This window comes from Limimaricola variabilis, assembly GCF_014195545.1.
GTDB lineage: Bacteria > Pseudomonadota > Alphaproteobacteria > Rhodobacterales > Rhodobacteraceae > Limimaricola > Limimaricola variabilis.
This window is the reverse complement of sequence record NZ_JACIBX010000016.1, coordinates 21771-42305: the sequence shown is the minus strand read 5'-3', so window position 1 is coordinate 42305 and position 20535 is coordinate 21771. Positions and strand designations below refer to the sequence as shown.

17 protein-coding genes are annotated in these 20535 nt (G+C 67.2%); 13 read left to right on the top strand and 4 right to left on the bottom strand.

Annotated features, from left to right (window positions below; genetic code table 11):
- The first annotated feature begins 124 nt into the window (after positions 1-124).
- On the top strand, positions 125-904 hold the full coding sequence (locus FHS00_RS15650; protein ID WP_183475032.1) for an IclR family transcriptional regulator domain-containing protein: 780 nt from the start codon (positions 125-127) through the stop codon (positions 902-904).
- Here FHS00_RS15650 and FHS00_RS15645 read toward each other — a convergent pair.
- Genes FHS00_RS15645 through FHS00_RS15635 form a run of 3 tightly spaced genes read right to left on the bottom strand, consistent with a single transcriptional unit; the run spans position 851 to position 5475 of the window.
- Entirely contained in the window at positions 851-2077 is a 1227-nt protein-coding gene (locus tag FHS00_RS15645; protein ID WP_183475031.1) for an alpha-hydroxy acid oxidase, read from the bottom strand. The genes FHS00_RS15650 and FHS00_RS15645 overlap by 54 nt on opposite strands.
- Position 2078: 1 nt before the next feature.
- On the bottom strand, positions 2079-3350 hold the full coding sequence (gene rhaI, locus FHS00_RS15640) for an L-rhamnose catabolism isomerase (protein WP_183475030.1): 1272 nt from the start codon (positions 3348-3350) through the stop codon (positions 2079-2081).
- Between the two features lie 22 nt (positions 3351-3372).
- Positions 3373-5475, bottom strand: coding sequence for a bifunctional rhamnulose-1-phosphate aldolase/short-chain dehydrogenase (locus FHS00_RS15635; protein ID WP_183475029.1), 2103 nt, complete (start codon positions 5473-5475; stop codon positions 3373-3375).
- A gap of 175 nt (positions 5476-5650) precedes the next feature.
- Between FHS00_RS15635 and FHS00_RS15630 the strand changes: the two genes are divergently transcribed.
- From FHS00_RS15630 to FHS00_RS15600, 7 genes are all read left to right on the top strand, one after another.
- Positions 5651-6457, top strand: a complete 807-nt coding sequence (locus tag FHS00_RS15630; protein WP_183475028.1) for a DeoR/GlpR family DNA-binding transcription regulator — start codon at positions 5651-5653, stop codon at positions 6455-6457.
- 40 nt (positions 6458-6497) lie between these two features.
- Positions 6498-7493 carry a rhamnose ABC transporter substrate-binding protein gene (gene rhaS / locus FHS00_RS15625; RefSeq protein ID WP_183475027.1) on the top strand — a complete coding sequence of 332 codons (996 nt, stop codon included), beginning with the start codon at positions 6498-6500 and terminating at the stop codon, positions 7491-7493.
- A gap of 102 nt (positions 7494-7595) precedes the next feature.
- The gene (locus FHS00_RS15620) at positions 7596-9143 is read left to right on the top strand and encodes a sugar ABC transporter ATP-binding protein (protein ID WP_183475026.1); all 1548 of its coding nucleotides are present in this window, start codon (positions 7596-7598) and stop codon (positions 9141-9143) included.
- Positions 9140-10120, top strand: coding sequence for an ABC transporter permease (locus FHS00_RS15615; RefSeq protein ID WP_183475025.1), 981 nt, complete (start codon positions 9140-9142; stop codon positions 10118-10120). The genes FHS00_RS15620 and FHS00_RS15615 overlap by 4 nt, the downstream gene beginning before the upstream one ends.
- On the top strand, positions 10117-11133 hold the full coding sequence (locus FHS00_RS15610) for an ABC transporter permease (RefSeq protein ID WP_183475024.1): 1017 nt from the start codon (positions 10117-10119) through the stop codon (positions 11131-11133). The genes FHS00_RS15615 and FHS00_RS15610 overlap by 4 nt, the downstream gene beginning before the upstream one ends.
- Positions 11130-11450, top strand: coding sequence for an L-rhamnose mutarotase (gene rhaM, locus FHS00_RS15605; RefSeq protein WP_183475023.1), 321 nt, complete (start codon positions 11130-11132; stop codon positions 11448-11450). The genes FHS00_RS15610 and rhaM overlap by 4 nt, the downstream gene beginning before the upstream one ends.
- On the top strand, positions 11447-12826 hold the full coding sequence (locus FHS00_RS15600; RefSeq protein ID WP_183475022.1) for an FGGY-family carbohydrate kinase: 1380 nt from the start codon (positions 11447-11449) through the stop codon (positions 12824-12826). The genes rhaM and FHS00_RS15600 overlap by 4 nt, the downstream gene beginning before the upstream one ends.
- Here the strand turns inward: FHS00_RS15600 and FHS00_RS15595 are convergent.
- Complete coding sequence (locus FHS00_RS15595; protein WP_183475021.1) at positions 12807-13829, bottom strand: LacI family DNA-binding transcriptional regulator; 1023 nt, start codon at positions 13827-13829, stop codon at positions 12807-12809. The two genes, FHS00_RS15600 and FHS00_RS15595, sit on opposite strands and share 20 nt — an antisense overlap.
- Before the next feature lie 134 nt (positions 13830-13963).
- On the opposite strand from FHS00_RS15595, the gene FHS00_RS15590 reads away from it, so the two are divergent.
- The 5 genes from FHS00_RS15590 to FHS00_RS15570 are packed head-to-tail and all read left to right on the top strand — an operon-like array spanning position 13964 to position 20368.
- A complete protein-coding gene (locus FHS00_RS15590; RefSeq protein WP_183475020.1) occupies positions 13964-16294 on the top strand; it encodes an alpha-L-rhamnosidase in 2331 nt (776 codons plus the stop codon).
- A 53-nt stretch (positions 16295-16347) separates the two neighbouring features.
- Positions 16348-17619, top strand: coding sequence for an ABC transporter substrate-binding protein (locus FHS00_RS15585; RefSeq protein WP_183475019.1), 1272 nt, complete (start codon positions 16348-16350; stop codon positions 17617-17619).
- The gene (locus tag FHS00_RS15580) at positions 17616-18557 is read left to right on the top strand and encodes an ABC transporter permease subunit (RefSeq protein WP_183475018.1); all 942 of its coding nucleotides are present in this window, start codon (positions 17616-17618) and stop codon (positions 18555-18557) included. The genes FHS00_RS15585 and FHS00_RS15580 overlap by 4 nt, the downstream gene beginning before the upstream one ends.
- Positions 18554-19378, top strand: a complete 825-nt coding sequence (locus FHS00_RS15575; RefSeq protein WP_183475017.1) for an ABC transporter permease subunit — start codon at positions 18554-18556, stop codon at positions 19376-19378. Before FHS00_RS15580 ends, FHS00_RS15575 begins: the two co-directional genes overlap by 4 nt.
- 3 nt (positions 19379-19381) lie before the next feature.
- Positions 19382-20368, top strand: a complete 987-nt coding sequence (locus tag FHS00_RS15570) for an ABC transporter ATP-binding protein (protein ID WP_183475016.1) — start codon at positions 19382-19384, stop codon at positions 20366-20368.
- Positions 20369-20535: the final 167 nt, after the last annotated feature.

The following is a 20535-nucleotide window of genomic DNA, read 5'->3' as shown; positions in this document are numbered from 1 at the left end:
TGAGTCCGGACGAGAAATGAATATAGTGTATCTATATCAATGCCTTAGGTTGCATCATCGATCAGGTTGACAGTCATCTCCGAAATTTTCAGTATGGAGTTCCATAATTTTCGGGACGAGAATCATGCCGCAGGCCAAGACCGATAACGTCGCTTCCGTGATGAAGGTGTTCTCGGTGCTCGAGACGCTGGCCAAGGCGCGGCGCGCCAGTCTCGCCGATCTGGCGCAGGGGGCGATGACGTCCAAGAGCACCGCGCATCGACTACTACAGACGATGATCGATCTGGGTTATGTCGAGCAGGATCCCGAGACCGAGAAATACGCGCTGACCTTGGGGCTGTTCAGCCTCGCCGCGCGCACCATCAACGGCCATGAGGATCTGCTTCGGGTCGCCGACCGGGCGATGGGCCGGCTGGCACGGGAGACCGGGGAGTCGGTCAATCTCGGCGTCATGGACACGCGCGAGCAGCGCGTGGTCTACATTCATCAATACGACTCCAGCTATTCCCTTTCGATGAAGTCGACCCTCGGGATGCGCAATCCGCTCCATTCCACTTCGCTCGGCAAGGCACTGCTGGCCTGGCGCGACGAGGAAGAAATCGAGCAGCGTATCGCCCGCATGTCGCTCGAACCCGTCGGTCCGCGCACCATCACCGACCCGGGCGTGTTGATCGAGACTCTGCGCGAAACGCGCGCACGCGGCTACGCCGAGGAGATCGAGGAGAGCGAAGCCGGGGTGCGCTGCATGGCAGCGCCGGTGTTCAACCATGTCGGCCAGTCGGTCGCCGCGATCAGCCTGTCCTTTCCGTTGTTTCGTTTCGAGGAAGCGCGCAAGCCGGACTACGTTCGACTATTGCGCGCGGCCAGTCAGGACGCCTCGCAAGCCTTGGGCTACGCCGGCTGATCCACCGCTCTCCTGCCACTCGCCTTCGAAGTCGCGCGGCACCAGCAGGTTATGCGGGCCGAGATCGGCCACGTCGCGCTCGCCGCACAGCGCCATGGTGAGGTCGAGCTCCTTGCGGATCACCTCGAGCGCGGTCGTCACGCCCTTTTCGCCCATCGCGCCGAGACCATAGAGCCAGGCCCGGCCGATCATCGTGGCGTCGGCACCAAGCGCCAGCGCCTTGAGGACGTCCTGTCCCGAGCGGATGCCGCTGTCGAGCCAGATCTCCGTCTCGCCCTTCACCTCGCGCACGATGGAAGGGAGGATGCGGATCGAGGAGAGCGCGCCGTCGAGCTGCCGGCCACCATGGTTCGACACGACGATGGCGTCGGCGCCGCATTCCACGGCCTTGCGCGCGTCACCGGCGTCGAGGATGCCCTTGAGGATCAGCTTGCCATCCCACTTCTGGGCGATCTTGCGGACCTTCTCCCAGTCGAGCTTGAGATCGAACTGCTCGGCAGTCCACTTCATCAAGGAGCGCGTGTCCTCCACGTCCGAGGCATGACCGACGATGTTGCCGAAGAAGCGCCGCTTGGTGCGCAGCATCTCCAGCCCCCATGTCCACTTGGTCGACAGGTCGAGCATCGTGGCCGGGGTCAGCTTGGGCGGGGCGGAAAGGCCGTTCTTCAGGTCCTTGTGCCGCTGACCCAAGAGTTGCAGGTCGAGCGTGAGAACCAGCGCCGAGCAGCCGGCGCGCTTGGCCCGCTCGATGATCCGGTCGACGAATTCCTCGTCGCGCATGACGTAGAGTTGGAACCAGAACGGAGCCGAGGTGTGCTCGGCCACGTCCTCGATCGAACAGATCGACATGGTGGAGAGGGTGAAGGGCACGCCGAATTTCTCGGCCGCGCGGGCCGCCTTGATCTCGCCGTCGGCGTTCTGCATGCCGGTCATGCCCACGGGGGCGAGCGCCACCGGCATGGCCACCTTCTGGTCCAGCATCCGGCCCACGGTGGAGCGGTCGGACATGTCCACCGCCACCTTCTGGCGCAGCCGGATCTTCTCGAAATCCGTGGTGTTCTCGCGGAAGGTCTGCTCGGTCCAGCTGCCGGATTCGGCGTAGTCGAAGAACATCTTCGGCGCCCGGCGTTTGTGCAGGCGTTTCAGATCCTCGATGCAGGTGACGGTCGGCATTTCAGACGATGCCGCCCGAGCCGCCCGCCACCGCCGGGCGCGCCTCGGCTACCCGCGCCCGGTAGCCCGAGGCGCGGAACGCCGCCACCGGGTCGATCGCCGCCCCCGCCTCGAGCCGCGCCATCGCCAGGATCGGCTCTACATCGGTGCGGAAGGCCCGCTTCAACGTCGCCGTCGCCATCAGCGCGTCGTTGCCTTCCTGAAACCCGGCCAGCGCCGCGCGGTCTACCAGCAACGCCTGCGCATAGGCGCGCTGCACCTCGGTGGCCGAAACCATCAAGCTCTCGATCGGGTCGGTGACGTTGTGGCTCTGGTCGAGCATGTGCATCGGTTCGAAGCCGGGCCCGTCGGCCTCGACCAGCTCGTTGAAGACCAGGAACAGCCGGTAGGGGTCGATCGAGCCGGTGTCGAGATCGTCGTCGCCATACTTGCTATCGTTGAAGTGGAAGCCGCCCAGCTTGCCGAACCGCGCCAGCCGCGCGACGATCATCTCGATATTGACGTTGGGCGCGTGGTGGCCGAGATCGACGAGGCATTGCGCCCGCTCCCCCAGCTCGGTCGCGATCAGGTAGTTGGTACCCCAGTCCTGAACCACCGTCGAATAGAAGGCCGGCTCGTACATCTTGTGCTCGGTCAGCAGCCGCCAGTCTTCCGGCAGCCCGGCATAGATCCGGCGGGCGGCATCGAGATAGCGGTCGAACTGCCGCGCGAAATGCGCCTGGCCGGGAAAGTTCGAACCATCGCCGACCCAGACCGTCAGCGCCTTCGAGCCGATCGCCTGGCCCAGCTCGATGCAGGCGAGGTTGTGCTCCACCGCCTGCGCCCGCACCGCCGGGTCGGTATGCGACAGCGAGCCGAACTTGTAGCTCAGCGCCTGTCCCGGCTGGTCCGAGAAGGTGTTCGAGTTCATCGCGTCGAAGCCGAGCCCCGTCTCCTCGGCCTTGGCGAGAAGATCGGCGGGGGCCGCGTCGTCCCACGGGATGTGCAGCGACACGCGCGGCGTGGCGGCGGTCAGCCGGTGGATCACGCCGCAATCGTCGAGCTTGTCGAACACGTGGCGCGGCTCGCCCGGCCCGGGAAACCGGGCGAAGCGGGTGCCCCCGGTGCCGACGCCCCAGCTCGGCACCGCGATGCCGAAACCGGCGACTTTGGCCTTGATGGCGGCGATGTCGATGCCGCGCCGGTCGAGTTGCTCCCCCAGCGCATCGTAATCGGCGCGCAGCCCGGCGTCGCGATCGTCGTTCGAGGCTTCGATGATGGTCTTGTCGATCATGGTCTTTCCTCCCCTGCCCGGATCAGCGCGTGAACGCTTGGACGTTGCCGGCATCGACGTTGAGGATGTTGCCGGTCGACTTGGCGCTGGCCTCCGAGGCCAGGAAATAGCAGGCCTCGGCGATGTCCTCGGGCAGCACCGAGCGTTTCAGGAGCGAGCGCTGGCGATACATCTCCTCCAGCCCCTCCTTGTCGGTGCCGTAGGTGCCGGCGCGCTGGTCGAGCCATTCGCCCTGCCAGATCCGGGAGCCGCGCAGCACCGCGTCGGGGTTGACCACGTTGACCCGGATGCCGTCCGGCGCGCCCTCGAGCGCGAGGCAGCGGGCGAGATGGATCTCGGCCGCCTTGGCGGTGCAGTAGGCCGAGGCGCCGGGCGAGGCGGCCAGACCGTTCTTCGAGGCCACGAAGACCAGGGCGCCGCCGATGCCCTGGGTCTTCAGGAGCTTGAACGCCTCGCGGCTGACGAGGAAGTAGCCGGTGGACAGGATGTCCATGTTGCGGTTCCACAGCGCGAGCGTGGTGTCCTCGACCTTGGCCGACGACGCGATTCCGGCGTTCGAGACCACGATGTCGACGCCGCCGAATTCCACGGCAACCTCGGCGTAGGCGCGGGCCACGGCGGCCTCGTCGGTGACGTTCATCTCGACGCCGCGCACGACGTCCGGACCGAACGTCTCCGCCAGCCCGGCGCGCGCCTTCTCCAGCGCATCCGGGTCGATATCGGCGAGCATCACGCAGGCGCCCTCGGAGAGATAGCGCGCCGCCGTCGCCGCACCGATGCCGCCGGCGCCGCCGGTGACGACGGCGACACGACCGGCGAGGCTCTTGGGCTTGGGCATGCGCTGCAGCTTGGCCTCCTCCAGAAGCCAGTACTCGATGTCGAAGGCTTCCTGCTCGGGCAGGCCGCGATACTCGCTGACCGCGCTGGCGCCGCGCATCACGTTGATGGCGTTCACGTAGAACTCGCCCGAGATCCGCGCCGTGGCGCGGTCGAGCGCAAAGGTGATCATGCCGACGCCGGGCACGAGATAGACCACCGCGTTCGGGTCGCGCAGCGCGGGACTGTCCGCGTGGCGGCAGCGTTCGTAATAGGCGGCGTAATCGGCGCGGTAGTCCTCGATCGCCTTCTCCAGCCCCGCCAGCGTCGCCTCCACATCCGGTTCGGCTGGGTCGAAATCGACCACGAGGGGCCGGATCTTGGTGCGCAGGAAATGGTCTGGACAGGAGGTGCCGAGCGCGGCAAGGCCCGGCATGTCGCGGGCGTTGACGAAGTCGAGCACCGCCTCGCTGTCGTCGAAATGGCCGAGCTTGTGCCGCTCCTTCGAGATCATGCCGCGGATCGCCGGCATCAGCCGCGCCGCCACCGCCCGCCGTTTCTCGGCAGGCAGCGATTGGTGGATCGCGCCGCCGAAGGCCGGCACGTTGGCGGTCTTTTCCTCGAACCAGCCGATCGCGGTGTTGATGATCCGCAAGGTCGTCTCGTAGCAAGCCTTGGCGTCGTCGTCCCAGGTGAACAGCCCGTGGCTTTCCAGTACGACGCCCTTGGCCTCCGGGTTGTCGAGGCAGAACTTCTCGAGCCACAGCCCGAGCTCGTAGCCCGGCTTCTTCCATGGCAGCCAGCCGATCTCACCACCAAAGATCTCCTGCGTCAGCGCCTTGCTGTCGGCCGAGGCGGCGATGGCGATGATCGCGTCGGGATGGACGTGATCGACATGGGCTTTGGGCACATAGGCATGCAGCGGCGTGTCGATCGAGGCGGCGCGCGGGTTCAGCGCGAAGGTGCAGTGCGGCAGGTAGCCGACCATCTCGTCCTCGTGCTCGACCCCGCGATACTTGCCCTTCAGCGCGCGCAGCCGGTCCATGTAGAGCGTCGCGAAACCGTCCTTCTTCATTGACCCGATGTCGCCGCCAGAACCCTTGACCCACAGCACCTCGACTGCCTCGCCGGTGAGCGGGTCAGTATCCATCACCTTGGCCGAGGTGTTACCGCCACCGTAATTGGTGACGCGCTTGTCGGAGCCGAGCAGATTGGAGCGGTAGAGCAGCTTGTCGCTTTCGCTCATGGCGGCGGCAGCCTTGTCGTCCCAGCGGTTCTCGATCCGTGTTGCGGAGCTCTTCTGCAGCATGGTGATCCTCCCTTGCGGGCCAACGCGGCCCCTCAGTCAGATGCCGGTGTCGCTCAGCTCCGCGCATGAGTCAATCATTATCGGTCATATTATGATCATAGCCGATCATTTTTGATCGATGATGATTGACAGACGCGGCGCGCTGACGCAGTCTGAGCGGCAAGGGAGGCCCTTCATGCACGAAACCGAACGCCATCGCGTCATTCTTTCCGCCGTCCAGTCCCGGCCGGTGGTGACCGTGGCCGAGATGGTCGAGCTGACCGAGGCCTCGGAGGCGACGATCCGGCGCGACATCGCCCAGCTGCACATGGCCAAGAAGCTGCGCCGGGTACGCGGCGGCGCCGAGGCGCTGACCCCGCCGACCATTTCCGGCCTCACTGGCCGCCCCTTCGCGCTCAACGCCACCCAGAACATCGCCCAGAAGCGCGCGATCGCGCAGGCGGCGGTGGGTTTGTGCGAGGATGGCGAGGCAATCATCATTAACGGCGGCACCACCACCTTTCAGATGGTGCATCCGCTCGCCGCCCGGCGCCTTCAGGTGTTCACCAACAGCTTCCCGATCGCCGAGCACCTGCTGCACCAGTCCAAGAACACGGTGATGCTCTCGGGCGGCACGATCTATCGCGAGCAGAACATCATCCTGTCCCCCTTCGACAACGACGTCACCCGCAACTTCCAGGCGCGGCGCATGTTCATGGGCGCGCAGGGCATCGGCCCCTTGGGCGTCACCGAGGCGGACCCGCTGATCATCCAGGCCGAGGAAAAGCTGATCGGTCAGGCCGAGGAGCTCGTGGTGCTGGTAGACGCCTCCAAGTTCGGCCGCCGCACCAGCCTGATCGTGCGGCCGCTGTCGAAGATTTCCACCGTCGTCACCGACGACCGGATCGAGGATCGCCACGCCCGGATGCTGGAGGAGGCAGGGGTGCGGCTGATCGTGGCCGAAGACTCGGCCGCGCGGAGGGAGAGGGGCGCCGCAGGCTGAACGCCCCGGCGCCGAAGTGTTTTTCAAGGGAGGAAGAGACATGGGTATCAAGACGACACTCGCCGCCGGGCTGACGCTTGCCGCGACGCTGATGGGCAGCACCGCCATGGCGCAGGAGCCGCTGCGCATTGCGCTGGTGGTCAAGTCGCTGGGCAACGGCTTCTTCGAGGCCGCCGCCCGCGGCGCCGAGGAGGCCGCCGAGGAACTGGGTGACACCGAGATCATCTACACCGGCCCGACCTCGACCACCGCCGAGGGCCAGATCGAGGTGATCAACAGTCTTATCGCGCAGCAGGTCGACGCCATCGCCATCTCGGCCAACGACCCCGACGCCGTGGTGCCCGCGCTCAAGCGCGCCATGCAGCGCGGCATCACCGTGATCTCCTGGGACAGCGGCGTCGCGCCCGAGGGCCGCGAGATGCATCTCTCGCCCTCCTCGAACGAGCTGATCGGCCAGACCATCATCAAGCTCGCCGCAGACCAGCTGCCCGAGGGCGGGCAGGTGGCGCTGCTCTCCGCCACCTCGACCTCCACGAACCAGAACATCTGGATCGAGGAGATGAGCAAGGTGATGGACCAGTATCCCGACATCGAGGTGGTGGCGACGGTCTATGGGGACGACCTCGCCGACAAGTCCTATCGCGAGGCCCAGGGCCTCATGCAGTCCTACCCCGATCTCGACGCGATCATCGCACCGACGAGCGTCGGCATCGTCGCCGCAGCACAAGCGGTGCAGGATGCGGGCAAGGCGGGCGAGATCAACGTCACCGGTCTGGGCCTGCCCTCGGAGATGGCCGGCGCGATCGAAAGCGGTGCGTCGAAGAGCTTCGCGATCTGGAACCCGGTCGATCTGGGTTATGCCACGACGATGATCGCGCATGCGCTGGCCTCGGAAGCCGCCACCGCCGAGCCGGGCGCCGAGATTTCCATGGGCCGCATGGGCACCGCCACGCTCGACGACAACAACGAGGCGGCGATGTCCGAGCCCTTCACCTACGACGCCAGCAACATCGACGAGTTCAAGAGCGTCTTCTGATCCTCCCCGGAGCGCGCGCCTCCCTCCACCACCACGCGCGCGCCCGAGCGCGCGGGCCCCGCACCGGGCCCGCGCCCCCTCCTTATCCCGAGGACCGAGGCCATGTTGCACCAAGCCCCCGACACCGTCCCGCCGCCCGAACCGGCCACAGGCGCGGCCCCAGTGCTGGAGCTGCGCGGCATCACCAAGACCTTCCCAGGCGTGCGGGCGCTCGGCGATGTCGCGCTGGCGCTCCATCCCGGACAGGTCACCGCGCTGATCGGCGAGAACGGCGCCGGCAAGTCGACGCTGGTCAAGGTCCTGACCGGCATCTACCAGCCCGACGCCGGCGAGATCCGGCTCGACGGCGCGCCCACCCGCTTTCCCACAGCGCTTTCCGCCACTCGCGCCGGCGTCACCGCGATCCACCAGGAAACCGTGCTGTTCGACGAGCTGACGGTGGCCGAGAACGTGTTTCTCGGCCACGCGCCGCGCGGCAGGTTCGGGCTGATCGACTGGCCGCGGACGCGGCGCGACGCGGCGGCGATCCTCGAGCGGATCGGCGCCCGGCTGGACCCCGACACGCCGCTGCGCGACCTCGGCATCGCCTCCAAGCATCTCGTCGCCATCGCCCGCGCGCTGTCGGTCGAGGCCCGCGTCGTGGTGATGGACGAGCCCACGGCCGCGCTGAGCCGGGCCGAGATCGAGGAGCTCTACGAGCTGGTCGACCGGCTCAAGGCCGAAGGCAAGGCGATCTTGTTCATCTCGCACAAGTTCGACGAGATCTTCCGCATCGCGGACCGCTACACCGTGTTCCGCGACGGCGAGATGGTCGATGCGGGGCTGATCGCCGATGTCACCGAGGCGCAGCTCGTCGAAAAGATGGTCGGCCGCGCGGTTAACACGATCTTCCCCAAGCGCGAGGCCCGGATCGGCGACCCGGTGCTGACCGTGTCGGGCTACTGCCACCCAACCGAGTTCGAGGACATCCGCTTCACGCTGAGGCGCGGCGAGATCCTCGGCTTCTACGGTCTCGTCGGCGCCGGGCGCTCGGAGTTCATGCAGGCGCTGTTCGGCGTCACCAAGCCGTCGAAGGGCGCGATCCGCATTGACGACGAGGTTGCGGTGATCCGTTCGCCCGCCGAGGCGGTCGCCAAGGGCATCGTCTACGTGCCCGAGGATCGCGGCAAGCAGGGCGCGATCACGGCGCTGCCGATCTTCCAGAACGTCACCCTGCCCTCGCTCTCGCGCACCTCGCGTCGCGGCTTCCTGCGGCTCGCCGAGGAGTTCGCGCTGGCCCGGCAATACACCGAGCGGCTCGACCTGCGCGCCGCCAGCCTTGATCAGCCGGTCGGCAATCTCTCGGGCGGCAACCAGCAGAAGGTGGTGATCGCCAAGTGGCTCGCCACCGCGCCTAAGGTGATCATCCTCGACGAGCCGACCAAGGGCATCGACGTGGGCTCCAAGGCCGCCGTGCATGAATTCATGTCCGAACTGGCCTCGCAGGGCCTGTCGGTGATCATGGTCAGCTCGGAGATCCCCGAGATCCTCGGCATGTCCGACCGGGTCATCGTGATGCGCGAGGGCCGCATCGCCGCCGAGTTCGAGCGCGAGGGGCTGACGCCCGAGGACCTCGTGCGCGCCGCCGCCGGATACGGAGAAACCGCATGACCCGCCTTCTGAAATCGCGCGAATTGGTGCTGTCGGGCGCGATACTCGCGCTGATCCTGCTGGTCGAAAGCCGCTTCCGCGGCTTCGCGGCACCCGGCAACCTGGCCGCGGTGTTCAACGACACCAGCGTGCTGATCATCCTCGCCCTCGGCCAGATGGCGGTGATCCTCACCAAGTGCATCGACCTGTCGGTCGCCGCCAATCTCGCGCTGACCGGCATGGTGGTCGCAACGCTCAACGCCGCGATGCCCGGCCTGCCGGTCGGGCTTCTGATCCTCCTGGCCATTGGTCTCGGCCTGGTGCTCGGCGCCTTCAACGGGCTGCTGGTCTGGCTCCTCGACATCCCGCCGATCGTGGTGACGCTGGGCACGCTGACCATCTATCGCGGCCTGGTCTTCGTGGTCTCGGGCGGCGAATGGATCAACAGCTTCGAGATGTCGGCGAGTTTCACCGCCCTGCCCCGCGCCACGCTGCTGGGCCTGCCGGTGCTCAGCTGGGTCGCGATCGCGGTGATCGCGCTGGCCTGGCTGCTGATCCGGCTGACGCCGCTGGGCCGCGCCTTCTACGCCACGGGCGGCAACCCGCATGCCGCGGTCTATACCGGCATCGATGTCGGCCGCACCCGCTTCATGGCCTTTGTCCTGTCTGGCGGTCTCGCCGGGCTCTGCGGCTATCTCTGGGTGTCGCGCTACGCCGTCGCCTATACCGACGTCGCGCTCGGCTTCGAACTCGACGTGGTCGCGGCCTGCGTGATCGGCGGCATCTCGATCGCGGGGGGCGTCGGCTCGGTCGGCGGCGCGGTGCTCGGCGCGCTGTTCCTCGGCGTGATCAAGAACGCGCTGCCGGTCGCGGGCATCTCGCCCTTCTGGCAGCTCGCCATCTCCGGCGCCGCGATCATCATCGCCGTCGCTTTCAACGCCCGTGCCGAACGCCGCCCGGGCCGCGTCATCCTCAAGCGCAAGGAGGCCACCGCATGAGCACCCGACCCGGACTCGATATCGGCACCCGCCCGCGCCACCTCCCCGACCGGCTGACGGGGCGCGTCGCCCGCGCGCTCAGGAGCTGGGAGCTGCTGCTGCTGCTCGTCGGCATCGCGATCTTCGCGGCCAACAGCATGGCCTCGCCCTATTTCCTCTCGGCCTGGAACCTGTCGGACGCCACCTTCAACTTCACCGAAAAGGCCATGATCGCCTTCGCGATGGCGCTGCTGATCATCTCGGGCGAGATCGACCTGAGCGTCGCCGGCATCATCGCGCTGGCCTCGACCACGATGGGCTTCGCGCTGCAATACGGCGCGGGGACGCCAATGCTGGTGCTGATCGGGCTGGGCACGGGGCTGCTCTGCGGCGCGCTCAACGGCACGCTGGTGACGCGGATGGGGCTGCCCTCGATCGTGGTGACCATCGGCACGATGAGCCTGTTTCGCGGCATCTCCTACATCGTGCTGGGCGACCAGGCCTTCAGCGGCTACCCGGTCGGCTTCGCGGTGTTCGGGCAGGGCTATGTCGCCTGGGTGATCACCGTCGAACTGGCGATCTTCGCGGCCCTCGCGCTGATCTTCGGCGTGCTGCTGCACGCCACCAAATTCGGACGGCAGGTCTTCGTGATCGGCAACAACCCGACCGCCGCCGCCTTTTCGGGCGTGCGGGTGGCGCGGGTGAAGATGATCCTCTTCCTGCTCACCGGCCTGATGGCCGGCCTGGCCGCGATCTGCCTGACCTCGCGGCTCGGCTCGACCCGCCCCTCGATCGCCCAGGGCTGGGAGCTGGAGATCGTCACCATGGTGGTGCTGGGCGGCGTGTCGATCCTCGGCGGCGCGGGCTCGATCCTCGGCGTGGTGCTGGCCGCGCTGGTGATGGGCATGGTGACTTTCGGGCTCGGCCTACTGAACGTGCCGGGCATCGTCATGTCGATCTTCATCGGTGCGCTGCTGATCGGGGTCATCGCGATCCCGCGGCTGATCGCGCTGGCCCGGAGGCGCGCGGCATGAGCCTCGAGACCTACGCCTTCCGCATGCAGCTTCACGCCGGCATGGCGGAGGAATACCGCCGCCGCCACGAAGAGATCTGGCCCGAGCTGGTGAAGCTTTTGCGCGAGGCGGGCGTCTCGGACTACACGATCCACCTCGATGCAAAGACCGGCGCACTCTTCGCGCAGCTGCGCCGGCCGCGCGATCACGGCATGGATGCGCTGCCGGACCACCCGGTAATGCAACGCTGGTGGGCGCACATGGCCGACATCATGGCCACCAACCCCGATGGCAGCCCGGTCGCGATGCCGCTCGAACCGATGTTCCACCTGCCATGAGCCACGTCGCAGTTCTCGATCTCGGCAAGACCAACATCAAACTGGCGCTGGTCGATCGCGCCGGGCTGCGCGAGGTTGCGGTGCGCAAGGCGCCGAACGACGTGCGCCCCGGCCCGCCCTACCCGCATTTCGACACCGACGCGCAGTGGGACTTCTTCGCATCCGCACTGCGCGAACTGGGCGCCGAACACGAGATCGACGCCATCTCGATTACCGCACATGGTGCGACCGGAGCGCTGCTGCGTGCAGATGGCAGCCTCGCCCTACCGGTGCTCGACTACGAGCACGAGATCCCGGCCGAAGCCGTCGCCGCCTATGACGCGCTGCGCCCGGACTTCGCCGAGACCGGCTCGCCGCGGCTGCCCTGCGGGCTCAATCTCGGCGCGCAGCTGCATTGGCAGATGACGGGTTTCGCGCAGGCGCGCGACGCGGCGCTGTTCCTGACATGGCCGCAGTACTGGGCCCATCGCCTGACCGGCGTCGCGGCGGTAGAGCCGACCTCGCTGGGCTGCCACACCGACCTGTGGAACCCGTGGACGGGCGAGCTGTCCTCGCTGGTTGACCGCATGGGCTGGCGCGGGCTGTTCCCGCCGCTCCGCCGCGCGGACGAGGTGCTGGGTGGGCTCACGCCACGGGCGGCGCGCGAAACGGGCCTGCCCGAGGGGCTCCCGGTCCATTGCGGCATCCATGACAGCAACGCTTCGCTCTACCCGCACTTGACGGGGCGCGAAGATGCGTTCTCGGTGGTCTCGACCGGCACCTGGGTGGTCTGTATGTCGGTGGGGGGCGCGGCCCGCGCCCTCGACCCTTCGCGCGACACGCTGGCCAACACCGACGCACATGGCCGCCCGGTGCCATCGGCCCGCTTCATGGGCGGGCGCGAGTTTGAGCGGGTGCGTGAGGGACGCCCAGTCGAATGGAGCGAGGCCGACCTGAACCGGATGCATTCCGGCGGGCCGATGCTGTTGCCCGCCGTCGAGCCGGGTTCCGGTCCGTTCCAAGGCCGCGCGGCGCGCTGGACCACCGAGCCGGCCAGCGATGGCGAGCGGATGCTGGCGCTGTCTTGGTATCTCGCGATGATGACCGCGACCTGCCTTGATTTGACCGGCGGCGCGGGCCCGGTGATCGTCGAGGGGCCGTTTGCCGGAAACACGGCCTATCTCGAGATGCTCGCCGCCGCGACCGGGCGGCCGGTCGAAATCGCGTCCGGCGCGACGGGCACCGCGGTCGGCGCGGCCCTGCTCGCCTGCCCCGGCGCGGTCGCAGGGACCACCGGGCCGGGTCCGTCGGAAACCAATGATCTGCGCGACTACGCGGCGCGCTGGCGCTGCGCCGTCAAGGGTGCCGAAGGCGGTGTCAGAAGCTCTCGCGCCTGACCAGCACCGGGTCGAGCAGCAGATGCTCCGGCGCGCTGCGCCCGCCGATCCGCGACAGCAGCGTGCGCGCGGCCACCTCGCCCAGCCGCCGCCCGCCCTGGTCGACGCTGGAAAGGCCGATCATCGACAGCGCCGCCACCGGCGAGTTGTCGTAGCCCACCACGGCAAGGCGTTCCGGCACCGCGATTCCCCGCGATTTCGCGCCGCTCAGCAGGCTGATCGCGTGCAGGTCGCTCCAGCAGAACATCGCCGAAGGCAGCTCCGGCCCATCGAGCGCTGTGGCAAGATCCGCCTCGACCAGGCGCCGGCGCTCGCGCGAGCGCAGGATGCGGATCTCGTCGCCGAGACCTGCCGCCCGCATTGCCTCGACATAGCCAATCTCGCGTTGCCGATAGACGTCGACCTCGGTCGACCCCTTCTCGGGCAGGCTCATCATGGCGATCCGCCGGTGCCCCTCGGCCACCAGCGCCTCGACGGTGATCCGTCCGCCCATCTGGTCATCCGAGTTCACCGTGTCGAAAGCCTGCGCCTGCGGCTCGTGATGGCCGATCACCACCATCGGCAACTGCCGGGCATAGCGCGCCAGCTGCTCGCCCGAGAGCCGCGGCGCGATCAGCAGCACGCCATCCATGCGCGTGTCGATCATCCGCTCGATCAGCGCCGTCTCGAGCTTGAGTTGCGCCTCGCCGACGCCGATCATCGAGTGGTATTTCTCAGTGGCCAGAACATCGTTCGCCCCCGCGACGATCTCGGGCAGGAACGGGTTGGCCATCTCGACCATGACGATTCCGACCGAATAGGTTTGGCCGCGCATGCCGCGCGCCGCGGTGCTGGGCCGGTAGCCCAACCGGTCAATCGACTCGAGCACCTTGGTCCGCAGCGCCTCGCTGACCCCGTAGGCATCGCGCAGCACCTTGGAGACGGCGGCGACCGAGACACCGGCATCGGCGGCCACCGTCTTGATGGTCACTCGCCCGTTCGAGCCCATTATCTTGTTCTTCATCGGTATTTTCCGAAGCCGGCTCCATTTCCTACAACTTACCCGGAAACTTCTTGATCCACAATCGAATCCGTGTATCGTTATACGTAGAACGTTATACATATCGTCGGCGGGGGGCCGACACTGGGAGGGTCGGAATGGGTATACATGAGACGACGATCGCGGCGGCGACCGCGCGACCGGGCCGAGACTGGTCGGCACGGATGATCGCGCCGCTCTGCGATGCAGGCGAAGGGTCGCGCGCCAGCTATGTCGCTCGGGAGTTTGACTGGCGCGCGGGCGCCGAGGCGGTGCTGCACGTCTCGGCGCAGGGCCTCTACCGCGCCTTCGTCAACGGCGCCCGGGTCGGCGCGGACCTGCTCACCCCCGGCTGGACCTGCTACGACGACCGCATCGCCTACCAGAGCTACGACATCGCCGCGCTGCTGCGCGACGGCGCCAACCGGATCGAGATCTGGCTGGCCGACGGCTGGTACCGCTCGCCGATCATGTGGCGCGACAAGGCGATCCCGAACTGCTGGGGTGACCGCATCGCCGCCATCGCCGAGATCGAGAGCGCGGGCGAGATCGTCCTGCGCTCCGACGCCGACTGGCGCGCCGGGCTGCTGCCGATCACCGCCTCCGGCATCTATCACGGCGAGGATTACGACGCCCGGCTCGAGGCGCGCGAGGACAGCCACGGCGTCGAGGCGCTCGGCTTCGACACCGGGCTGCTGGTCGCGCACGAGACCGCGCCGGTGCACGAACTCTTCCCGCTCGACCCTGTCGAGAGCTGGCACGATGCCGAGGGCCGCGCGATCCACGATTTCGGCCAGAACTGCGGCGGCTACGTCGCGATCGAGGTCAGCGGCGAGGCCGGTGCCGAGGTGCTGGTCGAGCACAGCGAGGTGCTCGGGCCCGACCGCGCCTTCGACAACCGCAACTATCGCTGCGCCCGCGGCGCCTTCCGCTACACGCTGCGCGGCGGCGAGGCCGAGAGCTACCGCCCGCATTTCACCTTCATGGGCTATCGCTATGCCCGCGTCACCGTGACCGGCCGGGCAGAGATCAAATCGATCCGCTCGATCCCGATCTCTTCGGTGCCCGAGGCCGCGGGCGGGGTCGGGACCGGCGTGCCGGCGGTCGACCGGCTGGTGCTCAACACCGTCTGGTCGCAGCGCGCCAACTTCATCGAGATCCCGACCGACTGCCCGCAGCGCGACGAGCGCCTCGGCTGGACCGGCGACGCCCAGGTCTTCGCGGGCACCGCCTGCTGGCTGGCCGACTGCGAGAGCTTCCTGCGCAAGTACCTGCGCGACGTGATGCACGACCAGCGCGAGAACGGCGCGGTGCCGCATTTCTCGCCCGACCCGACCCGGCTGCACCCCGAAGGGTTCCACGGTGACTGGGCCGGCTCGACCGGCTGGGGCGACGCGATCACCGTCATCCCCTGGCAGCTCTACCTGCATTACGGCCGCGAGGACGTGCTGCGCGAGTGCTTCCCGGCGATGCTGAAATGGGTGGATTACCTCTGGTCGCTCTCCGACGGCCCGATCATCCGCCCGTCCTCGGTCTGGGGCGGTCACGGCTTCAGCTTCGGCGACTGGCTGCAGCCCGTCGGCGACAACCGCAAGCCGCGCCCGACCATCGCCGACGACTGCGCGGCGACGCTCTACCACGCGATCTCGACCGACCTGGTGGCGAAGATCGCGGGGCTCTTGGGCGAGACGGAGGCGCAGGCCCGCTACACCGCGCGCGCCGAGGAGATCCGCCTGGCCTTCGCCCGCGAATACGTCTCGGCCACCGGCCGGCTCGCGCATAACGACCAGACCTCCTACGCGCTGGCCTTCCTGCACGACATGATCCCGGCCGAGCATCGCGAGGCGGCGAAGGGCTATTTCCGCCGCGTGGTCGAGGAGGCCGACCACCTGATCGGGACCGGTTTCATCGGCACGCCGGCGCTGTTGCCGGCGCTGACCCGGCTGGGCATGGCCGATCTCGCCGAGAAGGTGTTCCTGAACCGCGAGGTGCCCGGCTGGCTCTACCAGGTCGAGCAGGGCGCCACGACGATCTGGGAGCGCTGGGACGCGATCGGCCCGGACGGCACGATCTACGAACCCTCAATGAACAGCTACAATCACTACGCCTACGGCGCGGTCTGCCAGTGGCTGTTCGAGGATGTCGCGGGCGTGCAGCCGACTGAGGAGGCGCCCGGCTTCGACCGGGTGCGGCTCGAGCCCACCGTACTGCCCGCCCTCGGCCACGTGGAGATGTGGCACGACTGTCGCCACGGCCGGATCGAGGCTGGCTGGCGCATCGAGGGCGACCGCGTGGCTTACACGGTGGACCTGCCCGACGGCTGCGAGGGAGTAATTCCCGCCGGCCGCCTCGCCGACGTGACGCTGGACGGCCGGGCCGCCGAGATCCCGGAGGCGGGACTGCGCCTGCCCGCCGGCCGACACGAGATTGGCTTCGCCCTGCCGGGCTGAGTCCGTAGAATCCACACCCGGTAGAGGAGCCGGGCGCAATTGGGAGGACGACCATGAAGACCAGACTGATCCTGAGCACCGCGCTCGTCTCGGGCCTCGCGCCCGCGGCCTTCGCGCAAGAACTTACCATCCTGTCGGATTCCAGCCCCGACACCGTCGCCACCTTCGAGGCGCTGACCGCGGCCTACACAGCCCAGAATCCTGATGTCAGCTTCTCGATCGAGACCCGACCCGGAGGCAGCGAGGGCGACAACCTCGTCAAGACCCGCCTCGCCACCGGCGAGATGGCCGATCTGTTCATCTACAATTCCGGCTCGCTGTTGCAGGCGCTGCGGCCCGACCGCACGCTGCTGCCGATCGACGACATCGAGAATTACGGGCAGATCAACGAAGCCTATCTCTCGACCGTACAGGGCGCCGACGGTGCCACCTACGGTGTGCCGCTCGAGACCGCGCAGGGCGGCGGGATCTACTACCACAAGCCCAGCTACGAGGAACTTGGCCTCGAGATCCCGATGACTTGGGACCAATTCATGGCCAACAACGCCGCGATCTCCGACCAAACCGACAAGGCGCCGATCGCCCAGAGCTACCGCGACACCTGGACCTCGCAGCTCTTCGTGCTCGCCGATTTCTACAACGTGCTGCAGGCGGTGCCCGATTTCCCTGAGAAGTTCACCGCCAATGAGGCCAAGTTCGCCAACACCCCGGCGGCGGCCAAGGGCTTCGAGCGGCTGCAGGAGGCCTTCGAAGCGGGCTATTTCAACGCCGATTTCGGCGCGGCCACATATGATGACGGGCTGCGCATGGTCGCCACCGGCGAGGCGGTGCATTACCCGATGCTGACCTTCGCGGTGGGCGCGTTCCAGCAGAACCATCCCGATCTGATGGAGGATGTCGGCTTCTTCGCCCAGCCCGGCGACGACCTGGAGGCAAACGGGCTCACAGTCTGGATGCCCGCCTCGCTCTACTCCCCGCGCGACACCGAGCATCCCGAGATCGTGCGCGACTTCATGAACTTCGTCGCCTCGCCCGCGGGTTGCGACGCGATCACCGAGGCGATCGGCGTCACCGGACCCTACCTGATCGAGGGCTGCGAGCTGCCCGCCGAGGTGCCGGGCATGGTCGCCGACATGATGCCCTATTTCGACGAGGAGGGCCGCACCGCCCCTGCGCTCGAATTCCTGTCGCCGGTCAAAGGCCCCTCGCTCGAGCAGATCACCGTCGAGGTGGGCTCGGGCATCCGCGACGCGGCCTCGGCTGCCGCGCTCTACGATCAGGACGTCGAGAAGCTGGCCCGCCAGCTGGGCCTGCCAGGCTGGTGAACCTCCCCACCGGCCGTCAGGCCGGGTCCGCGCCCTCCCACGGGCGCGGATCCACCGCCGCGACGCAAGCCCCCGCCAAGCGCCGCGGATCGCCCTATCCCTACTGGTTCGTACTGCCGGCCGGGGCGATCTTCGGGATCTTCTTCCTCGCGCCCACCCTGGCCTCCTTCTACTTCGCGCTGACCGCCTGGGACCTGTTCTCGATCCGCTTCATCGGCTTCGACAACTTCGTGCAGTTCTTCCGCGAGCCCTTCCTGATGCAGGGCCTGGTCAACACGCTGCTCTTCGCTTCGATCACCTCGGCCGCCAAGACCGTGCTCGGCCTGCTGATCGCCGTGCTGCTGACCTCGGGCATCTTCGCGCAAGGCCTCCTGCGTTCCATCGTGTTCTTCCCGGTGCTGGTCTCGACCATCGGCATCGGCCTGATGTTCGCCGAGCTGATGCACCCGACCGAGGGCGCGATCAACCTCGCGCTCGCCGCGATCGGCATCGACGGCCCCGGCTGGCTTACCAACCCGTCTCTGGCGCTGTTCTCGGTCGCCATGGTCGACATCTGGCGCGGCGTCGGTCTCGCCACGCTGATCTACATCGCCGGGCTGTCGACCATCGCGCAGGATTACTACGAGGCGGCCCGCATCGACGGCGCCACCCGTTGGCAGCAGTTCTGGCGGGTCACCGTGCCGCTGGTCCGCCCCGCCACCACCACCGTGGTGATCCTGTCGCTGATCGGCGGGCTGCGGCTGTTCGACCTGATCTGGGCGATGACCCGCGGCGGGCCGGGCTTCTCCTCGGACGTGCTGGCGAGCGTGATCTACAAGCAGTACCAGGCCGGGTTCTACGGGCTTTCGACCGCCGGCAACGTGATCCTGTTCCTGCTGATCGGCCTGATCATCCTGCCGCTAGCCTGGTGGTTCAACCGCAAGGAGGTGGAGCAGTGAAACGCCGCCAATACCTCATAGGGGCGCTCTCGCTCGCCGTAGCCTTCGTGGTCTTCGTAATTCCCTTCATCTTCGTGTTCCTCAACGCCGCCAAGACCGCTGCCGAGAGCGCCACGCTCGATTTTTCCTGGCCCCGGGAATGGCGGTTCTGGCAGAACCTGGTCGAGGTGGTTCAGGCCCGCGACTACATGCTGCTGCTGGCCTATTTCAACTCGACCGTGATCACCGTCGGCGCGATCGCCCTGATGGTCGTCTCGGGCGCCATGGTTGGCTACCTGCTGCAGCGGCGGCGTACGCCGTGGAACAGGATCATCTACGGCTTCGTGCTCGCCGGGCTGATCATCCCGCCGGCGGTGGTGCCGACGATCTGGCTTCTCCAGCAGATCGGTCTGTTCAAGTCGATCACCGGCATGATCTTCATCCAGTGCGCCTACGGTCTCGGCTTCACCGTGCTGCTCTACCGGGCCTTCATCGCCACCATTCCGCGCGACCTCGACGAGGCGGCGATCATCGACGGGGCAAAACCCTGGCAGGTGTTCTTCAAGGTGATCCTGCCGCTCTTGAAGCCGGTCACCGTGACGGTGATCGTGGTGCAATCGATCACGATCTTCAACGACTTCACCCACCCGCTCTACTACTTGCCGGGAGCCGAGAACGTGACAGTGCAACTCACACTCTACAATTTCCAAAGCCAGTTCGTGAGCCAAATGAACCTGCTGTTCATGAACATCCTGCTCGTCACCGTCCCACCGCTGATCGTCTTCGTCTTCTTCAACCGCCAGATCGTCGCCGGGATGACCTCCGGCGCTGTGAAAGGATAAGCCATGGCCCGCGTCGTCCTGAATGACATCCGCAAGAGCTTCGGCGCCGTCGAGGTAATTAAGGGCATCGACTTGACCATCGAGGATGGCGAGTTCTGCGTCTTCGTCGGCCCCTCCGGCTGCGGCAAATCCACCCTGCTGCGCATCATCTCCGGGCTCGAGGAACAGACCTCCGGCGGTATCGAGATCGGCGGGCGCGACGTGTCGCTGGCCGAGCCCGCCGAGCGCGGCATCGCCATGGTGTTCCAGTCCTACGCGCTCTACCCGCATCTCACAGTGCGCGAAAACATCGGCTTCGGCCTCAGCCTCGCGCGCCGGCCCAAGGCGGAGATCGCCGCTGCGGTGAAAAAAGTGGCCGAGACGCTGCAACTCACGCCGCTGCTCGACCGCAAGCCCAAGGCGCTCTCGGGCGGCCAGCGTCAGCGAGTAGCCATCGGCCGGGCCATCGTGCGTGACCCGGGCGTGTTCCTGTTCGACGAGCCACTGTCGAACCTCGACGCGGCGCTGCGCGCCCAGATGCGGATCGAGCTGACCGAGTTGCACGCCAAGCTCGGCGCGACCATGATCTACGTCACTCACGATCAGGTCGAAGCGATGACCATGGCCGACAAGATCGTCGTGCTGAACGGTGGCCGGATCGAGCAGGTCGGCACGCCGATGGAGCTCTACGAGCACCCCGCGACCCCCTTCGTCGCGGGCTTCATCGGTAGTCCGACCATGAATCTATACGAGGGGAAGGTGGCGCGGCAGATGGGCTGCGATACCTACGGCATCCGGCCCGAGCACCTGACGCTGTCGTCCGACGAGGGCCGCTGGCAGGGCCGGGTGCGCCACGTCGAGCGGCTCGGCGCCGACAGCATCGTGCATCTCGACGTGCCCGATCTCGGCCCGCTGGTGGCGCGCACCACCGGCGACGCCCGCATTGCACCCGGCGAGGCACTATGGGCAAGACCACAGGAGGGGCGGGAGTTCCGCTATGGAGCAGTGTGAGGATGGCGCGGACTGGTCTGCGAACAGAGGTAAACGTGTCTCAAGTAACCGGAATTGGAGATCTTGTAGCCAAAATTAAAAGCCTTTGCTCACCACTTAATATGCGGCGCTTCGACCCAAGGTAGCGAGCATGGAGCGCTATCGCGCTCATGTCCGATAATCTTGGT

Excerpts from the sequence above, each read along its gene's own strand:
- FHS00_RS15650 (WP_183475032.1), top strand. The coding sequence starts at position 125 with ATGCCGCAGGCCAAGACCGATAACGTCGCTTCCGTGATGAAGGTGTTC.
- FHS00_RS15645 (WP_183475031.1), bottom strand. The coding sequence starts at position 2,077 with ATGCCGACCGTCACCTGCATCGAGGATCTGAAACGCCTGCACAAACGC.
- rhaI (WP_183475030.1), bottom strand. The coding sequence starts at position 3,350 with ATGATCGACAAGACCATCATCGAAGCCTCGAACGACGATCGCGACGCC.
- FHS00_RS15635 (WP_183475029.1), bottom strand. The coding sequence starts at position 5,475 with ATGCTGCAGAAGAGCTCCGCAACACGGATCGAGAACCGCTGGGACGAC.
- FHS00_RS15630 (WP_183475028.1), top strand. The coding sequence starts at position 5,651 with ATGCACGAAACCGAACGCCATCGCGTCATTCTTTCCGCCGTCCAGTCC.
- rhaS (WP_183475027.1), top strand. The coding sequence starts at position 6,498 with ATGGGTATCAAGACGACACTCGCCGCCGGGCTGACGCTTGCCGCGACG.
- FHS00_RS15620 (WP_183475026.1), top strand. The coding sequence starts at position 7,596 with ATGTTGCACCAAGCCCCCGACACCGTCCCGCCGCCCGAACCGGCCACA.
- FHS00_RS15615 (WP_183475025.1), top strand. The coding sequence starts at position 9,140 with ATGACCCGCCTTCTGAAATCGCGCGAATTGGTGCTGTCGGGCGCGATA.
- FHS00_RS15610 (WP_183475024.1), top strand. The coding sequence starts at position 10,117 with ATGAGCACCCGACCCGGACTCGATATCGGCACCCGCCCGCGCCACCTC.
- rhaM (WP_183475023.1), top strand. The coding sequence starts at position 11,130 with ATGAGCCTCGAGACCTACGCCTTCCGCATGCAGCTTCACGCCGGCATG.
- FHS00_RS15600 (WP_183475022.1), top strand. The coding sequence starts at position 11,447 with ATGAGCCACGTCGCAGTTCTCGATCTCGGCAAGACCAACATCAAACTG.
- FHS00_RS15595 (WP_183475021.1), bottom strand. The coding sequence starts at position 13,829 with ATGAAGAACAAGATAATGGGCTCGAACGGGCGAGTGACCATCAAGACG.
- FHS00_RS15590 (WP_183475020.1), top strand. The coding sequence starts at position 13,964 with ATGGGTATACATGAGACGACGATCGCGGCGGCGACCGCGCGACCGGGC.
- FHS00_RS15585 (WP_183475019.1), top strand. The coding sequence starts at position 16,348 with ATGAAGACCAGACTGATCCTGAGCACCGCGCTCGTCTCGGGCCTCGCG.
- FHS00_RS15570 (WP_183475016.1), top strand. The coding sequence starts at position 19,382 with ATGGCCCGCGTCGTCCTGAATGACATCCGCAAGAGCTTCGGCGCCGTC.